This is a genomic window from Nonomuraea antimicrobica, from assembly GCF_039536965.1.
Taxonomy (GTDB): Bacteria; Actinomycetota; Actinomycetes; order Streptosporangiales; family Streptosporangiaceae; genus Nonomuraea; species Nonomuraea antimicrobica.
In genome coordinates this window covers 1-14543 of sequence record NZ_BAAAZP010000185.1, presented here as the reverse complement: position 1 = coordinate 14543, position 14543 = coordinate 1, and the positions used below count along the sequence as shown (strand labels likewise).

At 71.0% G+C, this 14543-nt stretch carries 14 protein-coding genes; 7 read left to right on the top strand and 7 right to left on the bottom strand.

Annotation, left to right across the window (positions count from 1 at the left end):
• The 5 genes from ABD844_RS41875 to ABD844_RS41855 form a co-directional block, all read left to right on the top strand.
• A partial coding sequence (locus ABD844_RS41875; RefSeq protein WP_344891526.1) for an amino acid ABC transporter ATP-binding/permease protein occupies nucleotides 1-1227 on the top strand: 1227 nt, incomplete at its 5' end.
• Between the two features lie 86 nt (nucleotides 1228-1313).
• The gene (locus ABD844_RS41870) at nucleotides 1314-1934 is read left to right on the top strand and encodes a hypothetical protein (RefSeq protein ID WP_344891523.1); all 621 of its coding nucleotides are present in this window, start codon (nucleotides 1314-1316) and stop codon (nucleotides 1932-1934) included.
• On the top strand, nucleotides 1931-2254 hold the full coding sequence (locus ABD844_RS41865) for a winged helix-turn-helix domain-containing protein (RefSeq protein ID WP_344891520.1): 324 nt from the start codon (nucleotides 1931-1933) through the stop codon (nucleotides 2252-2254). The genes ABD844_RS41870 and ABD844_RS41865 overlap by 4 nt, the downstream gene beginning before the upstream one ends.
• Nucleotides 2251-3132 carry an ABC transporter ATP-binding protein gene (locus tag ABD844_RS41860; RefSeq protein ID WP_344891517.1) on the top strand — a complete coding sequence of 294 codons (882 nt, stop codon included), beginning with the start codon at nucleotides 2251-2253 and terminating at the stop codon, nucleotides 3130-3132. Before ABD844_RS41865 ends, ABD844_RS41860 begins: the two co-directional genes overlap by 4 nt.
• Nucleotides 3125-3865 (top strand): ABC transporter permease, encoded by a 741-nt coding sequence (locus ABD844_RS41855; protein WP_344891514.1) that lies wholly within the window; start codon nucleotides 3125-3127, stop codon nucleotides 3863-3865. Before ABD844_RS41860 ends, ABD844_RS41855 begins: the two co-directional genes overlap by 8 nt.
• A 79-nt stretch (nucleotides 3866-3944) precedes the next feature.
• On the opposite strand, the gene ABD844_RS41850 is transcribed toward ABD844_RS41855, so the two are convergent.
• Both ABD844_RS41850 and ABD844_RS41845 read right to left on the bottom strand, forming a co-directional pair.
• Nucleotides 3945-5198, bottom strand: a complete 1254-nt coding sequence (locus ABD844_RS41850; RefSeq protein WP_344891511.1) for a S1C family serine protease — start codon at nucleotides 5196-5198, stop codon at nucleotides 3945-3947.
• Between the two features lie 296 nt (nucleotides 5199-5494).
• The gene (locus ABD844_RS41845) at nucleotides 5495-5668 is read right to left on the bottom strand and encodes an NUDIX hydrolase (RefSeq protein ID WP_344891508.1); all 174 of its coding nucleotides are present in this window, start codon (nucleotides 5666-5668) and stop codon (nucleotides 5495-5497) included.
• Nucleotides 5669-5686: 18 nt separating this feature from the next.
• Here ABD844_RS41845 and ABD844_RS41840 point away from each other — a divergent pair, with 18 nt between their 5' ends.
• Both ABD844_RS41840 and ABD844_RS41835 read left to right on the top strand, forming a co-directional pair.
• Nucleotides 5687-6958: an NsdA family TPR-like regulatory protein gene (locus ABD844_RS41840; RefSeq protein ID WP_344891505.1), complete on the top strand. Its 1272-nt coding sequence runs from the start codon at nucleotides 5687-5689 to the stop codon at nucleotides 6956-6958.
• 10 nt (nucleotides 6959-6968) lie between these two features.
• Nucleotides 6969-7484: an NUDIX domain-containing protein gene (locus ABD844_RS41835; protein ID WP_344891502.1), complete on the top strand. Its 516-nt coding sequence runs from the start codon at nucleotides 6969-6971 to the stop codon at nucleotides 7482-7484.
• Between the two features lie 47 nt (nucleotides 7485-7531).
• Here ABD844_RS41835 and ABD844_RS41830 read toward each other — a convergent pair whose 3' ends face one another.
• From ABD844_RS41830 to lon, 5 genes are all read right to left on the bottom strand, one after another.
• On the bottom strand, nucleotides 7532-9067 hold the full coding sequence (locus ABD844_RS41830) for an AMP-binding protein (protein ID WP_344891499.1): 1536 nt from the start codon (nucleotides 9065-9067) through the stop codon (nucleotides 7532-7534).
• Nucleotides 9068-9137: 70 nt separating this feature from the next.
• Nucleotides 9138-9989, bottom strand: coding sequence for a MetQ/NlpA family ABC transporter substrate-binding protein (locus ABD844_RS41825; RefSeq protein WP_344891496.1), 852 nt, complete (start codon nucleotides 9987-9989; stop codon nucleotides 9138-9140).
• A gap of 8 nt (nucleotides 9990-9997) precedes the next feature.
• Nucleotides 9998-10654: a methionine ABC transporter permease gene (locus tag ABD844_RS41820; RefSeq protein WP_344891494.1), complete on the bottom strand. Its 657-nt coding sequence runs from the start codon at nucleotides 10652-10654 to the stop codon at nucleotides 9998-10000.
• On the bottom strand, nucleotides 10651-11604 hold the full coding sequence (locus tag ABD844_RS41815) for a methionine ABC transporter ATP-binding protein (RefSeq protein WP_344891492.1): 954 nt from the start codon (nucleotides 11602-11604) through the stop codon (nucleotides 10651-10653). Before ABD844_RS41815 ends, ABD844_RS41820 begins: the two co-directional genes overlap by 4 nt.
• Before the next feature lie 308 nt (nucleotides 11605-11912).
• On the bottom strand, nucleotides 11913-14273 hold the full coding sequence (lon, locus tag ABD844_RS41810; protein ID WP_344891490.1) for an endopeptidase La: 2361 nt from the start codon (nucleotides 14271-14273) through the stop codon (nucleotides 11913-11915).
• Nucleotides 14274-14543 lie beyond the last annotated feature (270 nt).

The following is a 14543-nucleotide window of genomic DNA, read 5'->3' as shown; positions in this document are numbered from 1 at the left end:
GCCCGGCGCTGGTCGGACAGGATCGCCCCGGCGCGGGCGGCGCTGGCGGGCCGGGTGGCCGACCTGGTGCACGGGTCGGCGGACCTGGCCGCGTACGGGGCCGACGAAGAGGCCCTGGCCAACGCCAGGGCCGCCGACGAGTCGCTGGCCGCCCTGGAGCGCCGCCAGGCCCTCGTGCACGCCGCCGCACTCGCGGGCGGCACGCTCGTGCAGGGCCTGACGGTGGCGGCCGTCGTCCTGCTCGCCCAGGAGGCGGGCACCGGCTCGGTCGGCACCACCGTGCTCGCGCTGACGTCCCTGGTCGCCTTCGAGCCGGTGCTGCCGCTGGCGGCGGCGGGGGAACGGATGGCGGGCATCATGGCCGCGCTCCGGCGGCTGCGCGACGTACGCTCCTCCGCCCCGGCCGTCACCGAACCCGCCACGCCCGCGCCCCTCCCCGAGGCCCCGCTCACGATCGAGATCGACGACCTCGTGGTCCGCCACGCCACCGCCCCGGACGCGGGCCGCGACGGCGGTACGGCGGCTCCGGGCACCGAACGCCAGGGCCGGGCCGCGCTCGACGGGGTGTCGCTGCGGCTGACCCCCGGCAGGCGGGTGGCCGTCGTGGGCCCCAGCGGGGCGGGCAAGAGCACGCTGCTGGCCGCCCTCATGCGCCTGGTCGAGCCCGAGTCGGGTGCCGTCCGGGTCAACGGCGTCGACCTGCGGGAGCTGGCCGGCGACGACGTGCGTACGCTGATGACCGGCCTCACCCAGGATCCGTACATCTTCCGCGCCAGCCTGCGCGACAACCTGCGCCTGGCCGGGCCCGACGCCGGGGACGAGGAGCTGCGCCGCGCCGTACGCGAGGCCAGGCTCGACGGCTGGGTCGAGCGCACCGGCTGGGACGCCGAGCTGGGCGAGGACGGCCGGACCGTGTCCGGCGGCCAGCTCCAGCGCCTGGCCCTGGCCAGGGCGCTCCTGTACGACCCGCCGGTGCTGCTGCTCGACGAGCCCGCCGAGGCGCTCGACGAGGAGACGGCCGACCGGCTGATGAGCGACCTGCTCGACGTGACCAGAGACCGCACGACGCTGCTCGTGACCCACCGGCTCAAGGGCCTGGAGTCGGTCGACGAGGTGATCGTGCTGGACGAGGGCCGGGTCGTGCAGCGCGGGTCGCACGACCAGCTCGTCTCCGTGCCCGGCTACTACCGCGACCTGTGGGAGTCGGAGGCCCTGACCCGCCGGTAGCGCCCGTCCCCTTCGCTTCCTTGACTTGAGTTTGCCTCGTCATCAGGTTTACGATGCAAACCAGTTTGAGGTATCGAGGAGTTTGCATGGTCGAGGACGAGAGCGCGTCCAGCCCCGAGGAGATGCTGCGCGTCATCGAGGAGCAGAGCGACGCCACGGTGAAGTGGCTCCGGGGCGACCCGCTCCTGCTCTACGTCCCGTGGGGGGTGGCCTGGCTGCTCGGCTTCGGCGCCCTGTTCCTGCACTACGGGCTGGACGGCCGGCCCTACGCGCCGATCTCCCAGATGCAGGCCGTGGGGGTGCTGATGGCGGGCCAGATCGTGGCGGGGGCGTTCACCGCGTACGGGATCGCGCGGATGAACCGGCTGACCCGCGGCGACCTGTCGGCACGGGGGGCGATGTTCGGTTACGCGTGGTCCGCCGGGATAGCGCTCATGATCATCATCTGCGTCCGGATGAGCCCGCAACTGCCTCCCCAGGAGACCGGCCTGCTCTGGGCCGGCATCTCGCTCATGGTGGTGGCCGTCCTCTACATGGCCGGCGGCGCGATCTGGCTCACCAGGCAGACGTTCTTCGTCGGCGCCTGGATCGCCGGCGTCAACGCGCTGGGCGTGCTACTCGGCGCAGGCTGGCACGCGCTGCTGAGCGCCGTGCTGCTGGGCGGCGGGTTCATCGCCGCGGGGCTGTGGCTGAGGCGCCGCGCATGACCGCGGGCCAGCCGCCGCCCGACCTCGACCCGGTGATCCACGCCCAGGCCAGGCTGCGCGTGGTGGCCGCGCTCAACGTGCTCGGCGACGGGGACGAGATGGCGTTCAACTCGATGAAGGAGCTGCTCGGCATGACCGCGGGCAACCTGTCGGTGCATCTGACCAAGCTGGAGGACGCCGGCTACGTCCGGATCAACAAGACGCACAAGGGCCGCACCCCCGTCACGTACGTGGCGATCACCAAGCGGGGGCGGCTGGCATTCGACGAGTACACCAAGGCGATCCGCGCCCTGCTGGACAACGCTGGAGGAGTTCGATGACCATCCTGGCCCGCGCGATCGAGGCCCGCCGCCGCTACGGCGACGTACTGGCGCTCGACAGCGTCTCGCTCGACATCAGGGCGGGCGAACTGGTCGGGCTGCTCGGCCCCAACGGGGCGGGCAAGTCCACGCTGATCAACCTGTTCGTGGGGCTGCGCCGGCCGACGTCCGGCACGGTCGAGCTGTTCGGCGGCTCGCCCCGTGACCCGGTCGTACGCCGCGGCATCGGCGTGACACCGCAGGATACGGGGCTCCCCGAGTCGTTACGGGTCGGCGAGGTCGTCGACTTCGTGTCCGCCCACTTCCCCGACCGGGTCGCCAGGGGCGAGCTGCTGGGCCGGTTCGGGCTGGACGACCTGGTCAAGCGGCAGATCGGCGGCCTGTCGGGCGGCCAGAAGCGGCGGCTGGCCGTGGCGCTGGCGTTCGCGGGCAGGCCGAAGCTGGTGTTCCTCGACGAGCCGACGACCGGCCTCGACGTGGAGGCGCGGCGGGCCCTGTGGGACGGCATCGCCGCCTTCCACGAGGAGGGCGGCACGGTGCTGCTGACCAGCCACTACCTGGAGGAGATCGAGGCGCTGGCGAAGCGGGTCGTGGTCGTCGGCCACGGACGGGTGCTGGCCGACGACACGGTGCGCGCCGTACGCGACATCGTGAGCGTGCGCCGCGTCTCGCTCGTCGCGGACGACCTGCCCGAGCTGCCCGGCGTGCTGGACGTGGAGCGCGCCGACGGCCGGGTCAACCTGGTCACGACCGATCCCGACCGGCTGGTCGTCGAGCTCGTACGGAGCGGGACGCCGTTCTCCGGCCTCGAGATCAGGCCGACCACCCTGGAGGAGGCATTCCTCGCCATCACCTCGAAGGAGTCCGCACATGTCTAGCCTGGTCGTCGCGCACGCCCGCCTGCTCCTGCTCGAACAGCTCCGCGTGCCGATCAGCCTGGTCGCAGGGGCGGTGTTCCCCGCCATCACGATGGTGGCGTTCGTGGTGCCGTTCACGGGCGACGACCCGAAGGCGGCCACCATGGCGACGGGCTCGCTGATGTTCTTCGGCGCCATGTCGGGGGCGCTGACCGGGCTGAGCATCACCGTCGCCCAGGACCGCGAGCTGCCGTGGAACCCGTACGTGCGTACGCTTCCTGCCGGGCCGTACCCCCGTCTCGCCGGGCGCGTCCTGGCCACGCTGGCGACCGTGCTGCTCTCGGTGGTGCCCGTGCTGGTGGTGTCGGCCCTGCTGACCGAGGCGACGACCACGCCGCTGCGGTTGCTGCTGGGGCTGGGCGCGCTGGTGGTGGGCGTGGTGCCGTTCATGCTGATCGGGCTGTTCATCGGCTTCGTCATGACGGCCAAGGGCGCGATCCCGGTGTCGCAGGTGGTGTTCTTCCCGATGGCGATCGCGGGCGGCCTGCTGCTGCCCCCGCAGATCCTGCCGGACTTCATCGAGGTGGTCTCGCCGTACACGCCGGCCAGAGGGGTGGCCGAGCTGCTCTGGGCGATCACCGCGGACACCACGCCGAACACGGTGGCGCTGGTCTCGCTGGCCGGATGGACGGTGCTGGCGGCAGCCGGGGCCGCCTGGGCCTACCGCCGCGACGAGGGGCGCCGCTTTTCCTGACCGGCCTGGAGGGTGTTTGGGGGGGTGTGCCGCCGAGTCCGCAGCGATCTCGACGGCACACCCGTCCGTGAGGGGGTCTTTATGCGTTCTCCGCGAGGGTGACGTCGACCTCGTGGGTCTCGCCGCCCCTCACATATGTGATCTTGACCTCTTGACCCGGTTTGAAACCTCTGACCTGCCCAACAACAGTATCTCCTCCGTCAACCGCCTTGTCGTCGATCTTGGTGATGAGGTCGCCCTGCTGCAGCCCGGCCTTCTCCGCGGGGCTTCCGGCGGTGATCTCCCTGACGAGGGCGCCGGGCACGTCGCCGGTCGCGTCGGTGACGCTCACGCCGAGGAAGGCGTGGCTGACCTTGCCGGTGCTGATGAGCTGGTCGGAGACCTGCTTGGCGGTGTTGACCGGGATCGCGAAGCCGACGCCGCCGCCCGCGGCCTCCGAGGCGATCGCGGTGTTGATGCCGACCAGCTCGCCCGCGGCGTTGACCAGCGCGCCGCCGGAGTTGCCCGGGTTGATCGAGGCGTCGGTCTGGATGGCGCCGCCGATCGTGGTGGGCGCGCTCTGCTGCTCCTGCTGCTGACCCCAGCCGGGCGGGATCTGCTGGCGCTGGTCGCTGCCCAGGTTGAGGGTACGGTCGAGGGCGCTGATGATGCCCGCCGTGACGGAACCGTCGAGCCCGAGCGGGCTTCCGATCGCCAGCACCGGGTCACCGACCTTGAGCTGGTCGCTGTCACCGAGCGTGGCCTTGGTCAGCCCGGAGACGCCCTCGGCCCTGATGACGGCCAGGTCGGTGGCGGGGTCGGTGCCGACGACGGTGGCCTTGGCCGTCTTGCCGTCGCTGAACTTGACGGTCATCTGCCCGCCCTGCCCCGCGCCCACGGCCACGTGGTTGTTGGTGAGGATGAGCCCGTCCTCCGACAGCACCACGCCGGAGCCCTCGCCGGTCTGCCCCTGGATCATCACGACCGTGGGCTGTACCTTGGCCGCGACCTCGGCGACGGTGAGCTGGCTGGAGGCGGACTTGAAGACGGGGCTGGGCGTGCCGGTGCTGGTGCTACTGGCGACCGGCTCGGGCTGGAACGAGCTGGCGACGGCCGCCCCGACGACGCCGCCCCCGATGGCCATGGCGGCCAGGGCCAGACCCGCGATGGCCTTCTGGCCCACGGTGAAGCGCTGCTTCTTGGGCGGGGCGGGCGGCGGCGGTGGCGGGACCTCCATGGCGATCGTGTCGCGCCGGGGGAAGCCACCGGCGGCCGGCGGGGTGGCGCCGAACTGGCTCCACCCACCGGTGCCCTGCCGCTCAGGGCCCTGCTCGTGAGGCTCGTTCGCGTTCATCTGTCATCTCCTCGAATCCCGATGACCCAAGAGTGTCAAGAGGCGCGTAAGACCTGCTTAAGCCGGGGATGGGCACAGCCTGAGACGACTCACTCACGGCTTATCGGCGCTGCTAGAAGGCCACACTCCACCGCGTGCGACACACAAAAGATCTTCAAAGACTTTGCACGCGGATACGGGATCGCATAGTCGGCTTCCCGCCACTCAAGCGAGGTGCGGTCTCTCCCCTCGCGCCGGAGGAGGCCAAGCCATGCCTGAGAACGTCATTCCCACCACGGCTGCCACGCCGACAACACCTACGGCACGGTGCTGCGCTGTTCCTGCCAGCCCTCGAGGCTGAATGCCTGGTTGCGGCGGTACGCGTCGATGCCAGCGCGGATGTAGGTGACAACGTCGTCGGGCAGGTCGTCGAGCCCAAACCAGTCGATCTTTTCACATTTGCCCGGCTCGGCATTGGTAGGCTCTCCCATCCAGCGGGTGGTGGGTCGGTGTATTGGTGGCTGCGTGGCCGCTGCCCGGAACAACCGGCCCCGGAGCTCATCGCCCAAGTGCTGGCCGTCCGGTTGGGCCGCGCCGTTCAGACCAGCGACCTGGGTTTCGCTGCCTTGGCGGCCGACACCGACGCCAGAGCGCTGCTGTTTCCCACCGGCGTGCCTGCGGCTATCGAGACCGCCTCCGGGCTCTGGTGCCGACTCGGCAGCGCTGCCTCCTCGCCGGCGCTGCCAACACCGTCGGCGTCGTTCGTCGCCAGCGCGGCTGAGCAGGCCGGGTGGCGCTGGCACTTCGATCCGCCCGATATCAGCGTGGCCCGGACCGCCGGGCGGGCAGTCGACGCACTGGACGTGCACATGCTGCGCTCGTGCGCCGAGCAGTTCCTCGATCTCGACCGGCGACACGGGGGCGGGCATGCGCGCACCTTCCTGGGCGATTTCCTCACCCGGGACGTGACGCCGCTGCTGCGCGGCCGCTATGCCGACGCCGTCGGCCGGAAGCTGTTCGCCGCCGCGGCCGAACTGACTGGTATGGCGGCCTTCATGTCCTATGACATCGGCGACCACGGCACCGCCCAACGCGCCTTCATCCAGGCGTTGCGCCTGTCGAAGGCGGCCGGTGATCGCCTGCATGGAGCGCATATCCTGGCCAATCTCGCCACCCAGGCGATCTTCCTGGGCCTGCCGAGCGAAGCCGTCCGCCTGGCCAGGGCCACCGTCGAGGGCGCCGGTCGGCATCCTGGCGCCATGGTGGCCGCCCGGCTGCATGCCACCGCGGCCAACGCCCACGCGCTGGCCGGTGATCGGCATGGCTTCGCCAAGACGATCGCGCGGGCCGCCCACGCCCTGGAGCACGCCAAGGCTGGCCCGTCTTGGGCCCGCTACTTCAGCCCCGCGCACCTGGCAGGCACCGCGATGCGCTCCCTGCTGGATCTGGACCGGCCGGGCGAGGCGTTGCGCTACCAGGAGCAGGCTCTCGACCTGGGCCCGGCGAACCTGCGCACCCGTGCTCTGCATACCGCGCTCACCGCGACGGCGCACGCACGGGCCGGACACATTGACCAGGCAGCGCTCTTGGCTGTGCAGGCGCTGCAACTGGCGCGACAGGTCCGCTCGCGACGGGTCACCGCCCGCATCGTCTTGCTGGCCGACGTGCTGAGCCCGCACCTGTCCGTGGCCGAGGTGAGCGCCTTCCTCGATCAACTGCCCGACCATGTGACGGCTGAGCAGATCAGCCGAGCAGCAGGCGGCACCGCCGCGCCGGGGTAGCGTGGACGAGGTGAGTCAGACCTTTCTGCCGCCCGCCGAGTGGTATGCCAGCCTGCCCACGGTTCACGTTTCGGCGTGCATGCTGCTCACCGACGACGCCGATCACGTACTGCTGGTCAAGCCCAACTACCGCAGCTATTGGGCGGTGCCCGGTGGGATCGTAGACGACGGTGAGCCTCCACATCTCTGCGCCGTGCGCGAGGTCGGTGAAGAACTCGGGCTCCAGGTCCGCCTCGGCGCGTTGCTCGTGGTCGACTGGGCGCCGCCGCTGGGCGATCGGCCGCGTCCGATGATGAACTTCATCTTCGACGGCGGCATCATCACCGATCCCTCCAGGATCCGGCTACAGACCGACGAACTCGACGCCGCCCAGTTCTGGCCCTGGGACGAGGCGGCCACCAAACTCCCCGCCACCACGGCCGCCCGCATCCCCGCGGCTCGCGCCGCGCGCAAGAACCAGCAGACGATATTCCTTCCCGCCGAACAGCCGGATCAGCCAGATCAGCCGGATCAGCCGTTCTGCTGAAATTGACGTCGCAGTCGATTGCGGCGATCTGGCTGCAATTTGGGATCCTACTTTTCCGCGGGCCAGTACTCGTCTCTGAGCAGGCGCTTGTAGAGCTTGCCCGTCGGCTGGCGGGGTAGTTCGGCGCGGAAGTCCACCGATCTCGGGCACTTGTAGTGGGCCAGGCGCTCCCGGCAGTACGCGATCAGCTCCGCCTCCAGCTCCGGCCCCGCCTCGTCCATGGACGCCGGCTCGACCACGGCCTTGACCTGCTCGCCCATCTCCTCGTCCGGCACCCCGAACACCGCCACGTCGGCCACCTTCGGATGCACCGACAGCACGTTCTCGGCCTCCTGCGGGTAGATGTTGACCCCGCCGGAAATGATCATGTACGAGCGCCGGTCGGTGAGGTACAGGAAGCCCTCCTCGTCCAGGTAGCCGATGTCGCCCAGCGTGGTCCAGCCCCGGCCGCGCGGGTCCTGGGCCGCGCGGGTCCTGGCGGGGTCGCCGTGGTACTCGAAGCGGGTGCCGTTCTCGAAGTAGATGGTGCCGTGTTCGCCGGGCGGCAGGTCCTCGCCGTCGTCGTCGCAGATGTGCACGGTGCCGAGCAGCGAGCGGCCGACCGTGCCCTTGTGCGCCAGCCAGTCCTCGGGGCCGGCGTAGAGGAAGCCGTTGCCCTCGGTGCCCGCGTAGTACTCGTGGACGATGGGGCCCCACCAGTCGATCATCTGCTCCTTGACGGGGACGGGGCAGGGCGCGGCGGCGTGGATGGCGTACCGGAGTGAGGACAGGTCGTGGCGCTGCCGGGCCTGCGGCGGCAGCTTGAGCATCTTGATGAACATCGTCGGTACGAGTTGCGTGTGCGTCACCCGATACCGCTCGACCAGCGCGAGATACCGCTCCGGGTCGAAGCGCTCCATCACCACCACCGTGGCCCCGAGCCGCTGGAAGGTCAGGCAGTAGCGCAGCGGCGCGGCGTGGTAGAGCGGCGCGGGCGAGAGGTAGACGCTGTCGTCCGAGGGCCCGAACAGGCCCTGGACGAGCCTGAGCAGCGCGCCGGGCTCGTCGATCGGGCCGTGGGCGGAGGCCGGTTTGACGCCCTTGGGGCGGCCGGTGGTGCCCGAGGAGTAGAGCATGTCCGCGCCCGCGCACTCGTCCGCGATCGGGGTGACGGGCTGCTTCGCGACCGCCTCCGCGTACGACTCGAAGCCGTCGGCCACGCCGTCGAGCATGAGCCGCAGCTCCACGCCTGGCGTGGCGGCGGTGATGGAGGTGGCGACGCCGGCCAGGTCGGCGCTGGAGATGAAGATCCGGGCGCCGCAGTTGCCGACGACGTAGGCCAGTTCGTCGGCCTGCAGCCGCGAGCTGATCGGGGTGTAGTACAGGCCCGAACGGTGCGCGGCCCAGGCGACGGCCAGGAACAGGGGGCGGTTGGCGAGCAGGAAGGCGACGTGGTCGCCCGGCCGCAGCCCCGCCTCGCGGAAGAGGTGGGCCAGCCGGTTCGACTCCTCGTCCAGCTCGCGGTAGGTGATGACCTGCCCGGAGCCCGCCATGATCACAGCGGGCTTGTCAGGGGTGACTGCTGCGATGGCTCCCGGATACATGACAGAACAGTATTCGGTTGATCGGCCGCCACGCCAGAACCCCGGTCCGGGCAGGGGAGGAGCGAGCAGGTCACTCCGCGGGGATGACCGAGCCCTCGTACTTCTGCTTGATGAAGTCCTTGACCTTCTGGTCCTGAAGGAGCTTGCCGAGGGTCACGATGCCGGCGTCCTTCTCGTGGCCCGCCTGGACGACCAGGCCGTTCACGTACGGGTTGCCCTCGGTCTTCTCCAGCACCAGCGCCTGCGTGGCGGGCTTGAGCCCGGCTTCGAGCGCGTAGTTGCCGTTGATCACGGCGGCGTCCACGTCCTCAAGGGAGCGCGGGAGCTGGGCCGCCTCAAGCGGCTTGAACTGCAGGTTCTTGGAATTCTCGACCACGTCGCGCTCGGTGGCGGCGGTGCCGGCGCCGTCCTTGAGCTTGATCACGCCGTTGTCGGCCAGCAGCTTGAGCGCGCGGCCGAGGTTCGTGGCGTCGTTCGGCACGGCCACGGTGGCCCCGGAGGCCAGCGCCGGCAAGCTGGTGATCTTCTTGGAGTAGAGGCCGAGCGGCTCCAGGTGCACCGGCGTGACGAAGCTCAGCTTGGTGCCCTTGCTCGCGTTGAAGTCGTCGAGGTACGGCTTGTGCTGGAAGAAGTTGGCCGTCAACTGGCCCTCGTCGAGCTGCACGTTCGGCTGCACGTAGTCGGTGAACTCCACGATCTCCAGCTTGAGCCCGGCGGCCGGGGCCAGGTTCTGCTTGACGAAGTCGAGGATCTCCCCGTGCGGCACGGGGCTGGCGCCGATCTTGAGCACGGTGTCGGCCGACTCGGCGGCCGTGGTCCCAGCCGTGGTCCCGGCCGTGGTCCCGGTCGCGGACTGCGACGTGCCGCACGCGGCGAGCGACAGGGCCAGCGCGACGGCACCCGCAAGGCGGTGAATACGCATGAGCTTCCTTACTTATGTGATAGGCGCCGGGCGACCCAGTCGCCCAGGCTCTGGAGCAGTTGCACGATCACGAGCAGCAGTACGACGGTGACGATCATGAGGAGGGTCTCGAACCGCTGGTAGCCGTACCGGACGGCCAGGTCGCCCAGCCCTCCCCCGCCGAGCGTGCCGGCCATCGCGGAGTAGCCGATGAGCGCGACGACGGTCACGGTCAGGCCCGCGACCAGGCCGGGCAGCGCCTCGGGCAGCAGGACCTTGCGCACGATGGTGGTCCGGCTCGCGCCCATGGCCTGGGCGGCCTGCACGACGTCGGTGCCGACCTCGCGCAGCGCGGTCTCGACCAGCCGGGCGAAGAACGGCACCGCGCCCACGGTCAGCGGCACCACGAACGCCGCGGTCCCGATGGTGGTGCCGACCACGAGCCGGGTGAACGGGATGATCGCGATCATCAGCACGATGAACGGCAGCGACCGCCCGACGTTGACCACGAACCCGAGCACCGACTTCAGCACCGGTACCGGCCGCAGCCCGCCCCGGTCGAACACCACGAGCGCCACCCCCAGCGGCAGGCCGAGCAGCAGCGTGAACACCGCGGACCAGCCGACCATCTGCGCCGTCTCCAGCGTGGCCGGGCCCAGCAGCGGCAGCATCTCTTCCCAGGTCACGCGGCCTCCTCGACGATCAGCCCGGAATCACGCAGGTACGCCAGCGCGGCGGCGCGCTCGGCGCCGTCCAGCGTGACGCGCAGGCGGCCGACCGGGCCGCCGGCCAGGTCCTCGATGGAGCCGCCCAGGATGCCGACGTCCACGGCGAACTTCCGCACCACCTCCGACACCACGGGCTGCCGGGGGTCGCCGGTGAACGTCAGCGTCACCGACCCGGCGGGCGCGGGCTCGGGCAGCGGGAAGATCTCCCTGGTCAGGCGGGATCCGGGCGTCCTGATGAGGTCGGCGATGGCGCCCGACTCCTCGATGCGGCCCCGCGCCATGATGGCGACCGAGTCGCAGACGCTCTTGACCACGTTCATCTCGTGGGTGATGAGCAGGATCGTCAGCCCCAGCTCGGTGTTGAGCCGCTTGAGCAGGGCCAGGATCGACTGCGTGGTGGCCGGGTCGAGGGCGGAGGTGGCCTCGTCGGACAGCAGCACGGCGGGGTTGCCGGCCAGCGCCCTGGCGATGCCGACGCGCTGCTTCTGGCCGCCGGAGAGCTGGTGCGGGTGGTCCTTGCCGCGCCCGTCCAGGCCGACCAGCTCCAGCAGCTCGCCGACGCGGCGCTCGCGCTCGGCCCTGGGCACGCCCATGACCTCCAGCGGGAAGGCCACGTTCCCGGCCACCGTGCGCGAGGAGAGCAGGGCGAAGTGCTGGTGGATCATGCCGATGCGCTGCCTGGCGCGGTTCAGCTCGCGGCTGCCGAGCGCGGTCAGGTCCTGGCCCGCGACGGTGACGGCGCCCGCGTCGGGGCGTTCGAGCAGGTTGACGCAGCGCAGCAGCGTGCTCTTGCCGGCGCCGCTCTGACCGAGCACGCCGTAGATCTCGCCTTCGCGCACGTGCAGGTCGACGCCGTCCAGGGCGACGGTCGTGCCGTACTGCTTGCGCAGGCCAGAAGCCTGGATCACGGAGAATCCCCACGACTGAGGGCGGCCACCACGGGCCGCGCGAACGTACATCACCGGATTACAGAGCGCTCCGGTCAGCGCGTGCCAGGGTGGAACGGCAGGTGGCTCAGCCTGCGCAGCACATAGTCCGGTGTGGGTGCCTCGTTCACGCCGTTGCCAACGATCCGGCAAGATCCCCCTATTCCCGATCTTTTTTGTGATCCGGGTCACCGGTCCCGCGGCACGCACGAAACCGCCCCGCCGCACCCCTGGGAAGGGTGAGTACGGCGGGGCGGTCGTCTCGGAGACTCGTCTCGGAGGCAGGGAGGTCAGGCCGCCACGGAGGAGGCGACCTGGGCCGGGGTGAGCGCGATGTCGAGAACCTCGCGCACGTCGCTGACGGTGTGGATGGTCAGCTCGCCGCGCACCTCCTCGGGCACGTCGTCGAGGTCGGGCTCGTTGCGGGCCGGGATGAGGACGGTCGTGATGCCCGCCCGGTGCGCGGCCAGCAGCTTCTGCTTGACGCCGCCGATCGGCAGCACCCGCCCGGTCAGCGAGATCTCGCCGGTCATGGCCACGTCGCCGCGGACCTGCCGCCCCGACAGCAGCGAGGCCAGCGCCGTCGTGAGCGTCACCCCGGCCGACGGCCCGTCCTTCGGCACCGCGCCCGCCGGGAAGTGCACGTGCACCGAACGGTCCTTCAGCGCGGTGACCGGCAGCTCCAGCTCCGCGCCGTGCGAGCGCAGGTAGGACAGCGCGATCCGGGCCGACTCCTTCATCACGTCGCCGAGCTGGCCGGTGAGCGTGAGCCCCGTCTCGCCGGTCTCCGGGTCGGCCAGCGACGCCTCCACGTAGAGGACGTCGCCCCCGGCCCCGGTGACCGCCAGGCCGGTGGCCACGCCCGGCACCGACGTGCGCTGGGTGGCCTCGGGCAGCGACGACTCCGGCACGAACCTGGGCCGCCCGATGTAGCCGACCAGGTCGTCGTCGCGGACGGTCACGGGCAGCTCGTCCTTGGCCGCCACCTTGCGCAGGATCCTGGCGATCGAGCGCTCCAGGGAGCGGACCCCGGCCTCACGGGTGTACTCGGCGGCCAGCCTGCGCAGCGCGGTGTCCTCGACCGTGACCTCCTCGGTCGTCAGCCCGGCCAGCTCGAGCTGCCGGGGCAGCAGGTGATCGCGGGCGATGGCGACCTTCTCGTCCTCGGTGTAGCCGTCGAGGGTGACGATCTCCATCCGGTCGAGCAGCGGCCCGGGGATCGCCTCCAGGACGTTGGCCGTGGCCAGGAACAGCACGTCGGACAGGTCGAGCTCGACCTCGAGGTAGTGGTCGCGGAACGTGTGGTTCTGTGCCGGGTCGAGCACCTCCAGCAGGGCGGCCGTGGGGTCGCCGCGGTAGTCGGAGCCGACCTTGTCGACCTCGTCGAGCAGGACGACCGGGTTCATCGAGCCGGCCTCGCGGACGGCGCGCACGATGCGGCCGGGCAGGGCGCCGACGTAGGTGCGCCGGTGGCCGCGGATCTCCGCCTCGTCGCGGACGCCGCCGAGCGCGACGCGGACGAACTTGCGGCCCATCGCGCGGGCCACCGACTCGCCCAGGGAGGTCTTGCCGACCCCGGGAGGGCCGGCCAGGGCCAGCACGGCGCCGCTGCGCCGGCCGCCCACCACGCCGAGGCCCTTGTCCTGGCGGCGCTTGCGCACGGCCAGGTGCTCGATGATGCGGTCCTTCACGTCGTCGAGACCCGTGTGGTCGGCGTCGAGCACGGCCCTGGCGCCGGTGATGTCGTAGTTGTCCTCGGTGCGCTCGTTCCACGGGAGGTCGAGGACGGTGTCGAGCCAGGTGCGGATCCAGCCGGTCTCGGGCGACTGGTCGGAGGTCCGCTCCAGCTTGTCGACCTCCTTGAGGGCGGCCTCGCGCACCTTCTCCGGCAGGTCGGCGGCCTCCACGCGGGCGCGGTAGTCTTCCTCCTCGCTCTCGGTGGAGTCGCCGTTGAGCTCCTTCAGCTCCTTGCGGACGGCGGCGAGCTGCTGGCGGAGCAGGAACTCGCGCTGCTGCTTCTCCATGCCCTCCTGGACGTCCTTGCGGATCGTCTCGGCGACGTCGAGCTCGGCGAGGTGCTCCCGGGACCACTCGATCAGCCTGGCCAGCCGGTCGGCCGGGTCGGCAGCCTCCAGCAGCTCGACCTTCTGGGCCGTGGTCAGCCACGGGGTGTAGCCGGAGCTGTCGGCCAGCAGCGAGGGGTCGTCGATCTGGTTGACCTGGTCGACCACCTGCCAGGCGCCGCGCTTCTGCAGGATGGTGGTGGCCAGGGCCTTGTACTCCTTGGCCAGCTCGTGGGCGCGCTCGCCCACGGCGACGGTGTCGATCGTGTCGGCCTCGACCCACAGTGCGGCGCCGGGGCCGGTCGTGCCGGTGCCCACGCGGACGCGGTTGACGCCGCGCACGACGGCGGCGGGCTCGCCACCCGGCAGCCGCCCGACCTGCTCGATGACGGCCTGCACGCCGATCGCGCCGTAGCGGCCGTCGACGCGGGGAACGAGCAGGACCCGTGGCTTGTTGCCACCGGATGCACGGGCCGCCTCGATGGCAGCGCGCACCTCGGAGTCGGACAGGTCCAGCGGAACCACCATGCCCGGCAGGACGACCTCGTCGTCCAGCGGCAGGACCGGGAGGATCAAGCTCTCACTCATGCGAACTCCAAAGGGTTGAGTTATACCGACTCAATTCATTGGAGCCGCCCGTTGTTCCCTTCATTGCCGATGTTCGCTCACGGCGATCGTAATGGTGTAAGCGCTACCTGAGGGTGAGGGCCGGGATCAGACCCCGGTGTGACGACGGGCGCCGGGCGCCGACGTAAGCTCGGCCAGGTGATCCTCGTCCGATGGGCCCGCGGGCTCGGCCGCTCGGTCGCCCGGCGCCGCCGGCCCGGGCCTGGAGGCCGTGACGCGGGGGACGGGGCT

What these genes read in the sequence shown, in the direction of transcription:
- ABD844_RS41845 (WP_344891508.1), bottom strand. Translation starts at nt 5,668, where the DNA reads ATGGGAGAGCCTACCAATGCCGAGCCGGGCAAATGTGAAAAGATCGAC.
- ABD844_RS41860 (WP_344891517.1), top strand. Translation starts at nt 2,251, where the DNA reads ATGACCATCCTGGCCCGCGCGATCGAGGCCCGCCGCCGCTACGGCGAC.
- ABD844_RS41850 (WP_344891511.1), bottom strand. Translation starts at nt 5,198, where the DNA reads ATGAACGCGAACGAGCCTCACGAGCAGGGCCCTGAGCGGCAGGGCACC.
- lon (WP_344891490.1), bottom strand. Translation starts at nt 14,273, where the DNA reads ATGAGTGAGAGCTTGATCCTCCCGGTCCTGCCGCTGGACGACGAGGTC.
- ABD844_RS41830 (WP_344891499.1), bottom strand. Translation starts at nt 9,067, where the DNA reads ATGTATCCGGGAGCCATCGCAGCAGTCACCCCTGACAAGCCCGCTGTG.
- ABD844_RS41825 (WP_344891496.1), bottom strand. Translation starts at nt 9,989, where the DNA reads ATGCGTATTCACCGCCTTGCGGGTGCCGTCGCGCTGGCCCTGTCGCTC.
- ABD844_RS41865 (WP_344891520.1), top strand. Translation starts at nt 1,931, where the DNA reads ATGACCGCGGGCCAGCCGCCGCCCGACCTCGACCCGGTGATCCACGCC.
- ABD844_RS41870 (WP_344891523.1), top strand. Translation starts at nt 1,314, where the DNA reads ATGGTCGAGGACGAGAGCGCGTCCAGCCCCGAGGAGATGCTGCGCGTC.
- ABD844_RS41855 (WP_344891514.1), top strand. Translation starts at nt 3,125, where the DNA reads ATGTCTAGCCTGGTCGTCGCGCACGCCCGCCTGCTCCTGCTCGAACAG.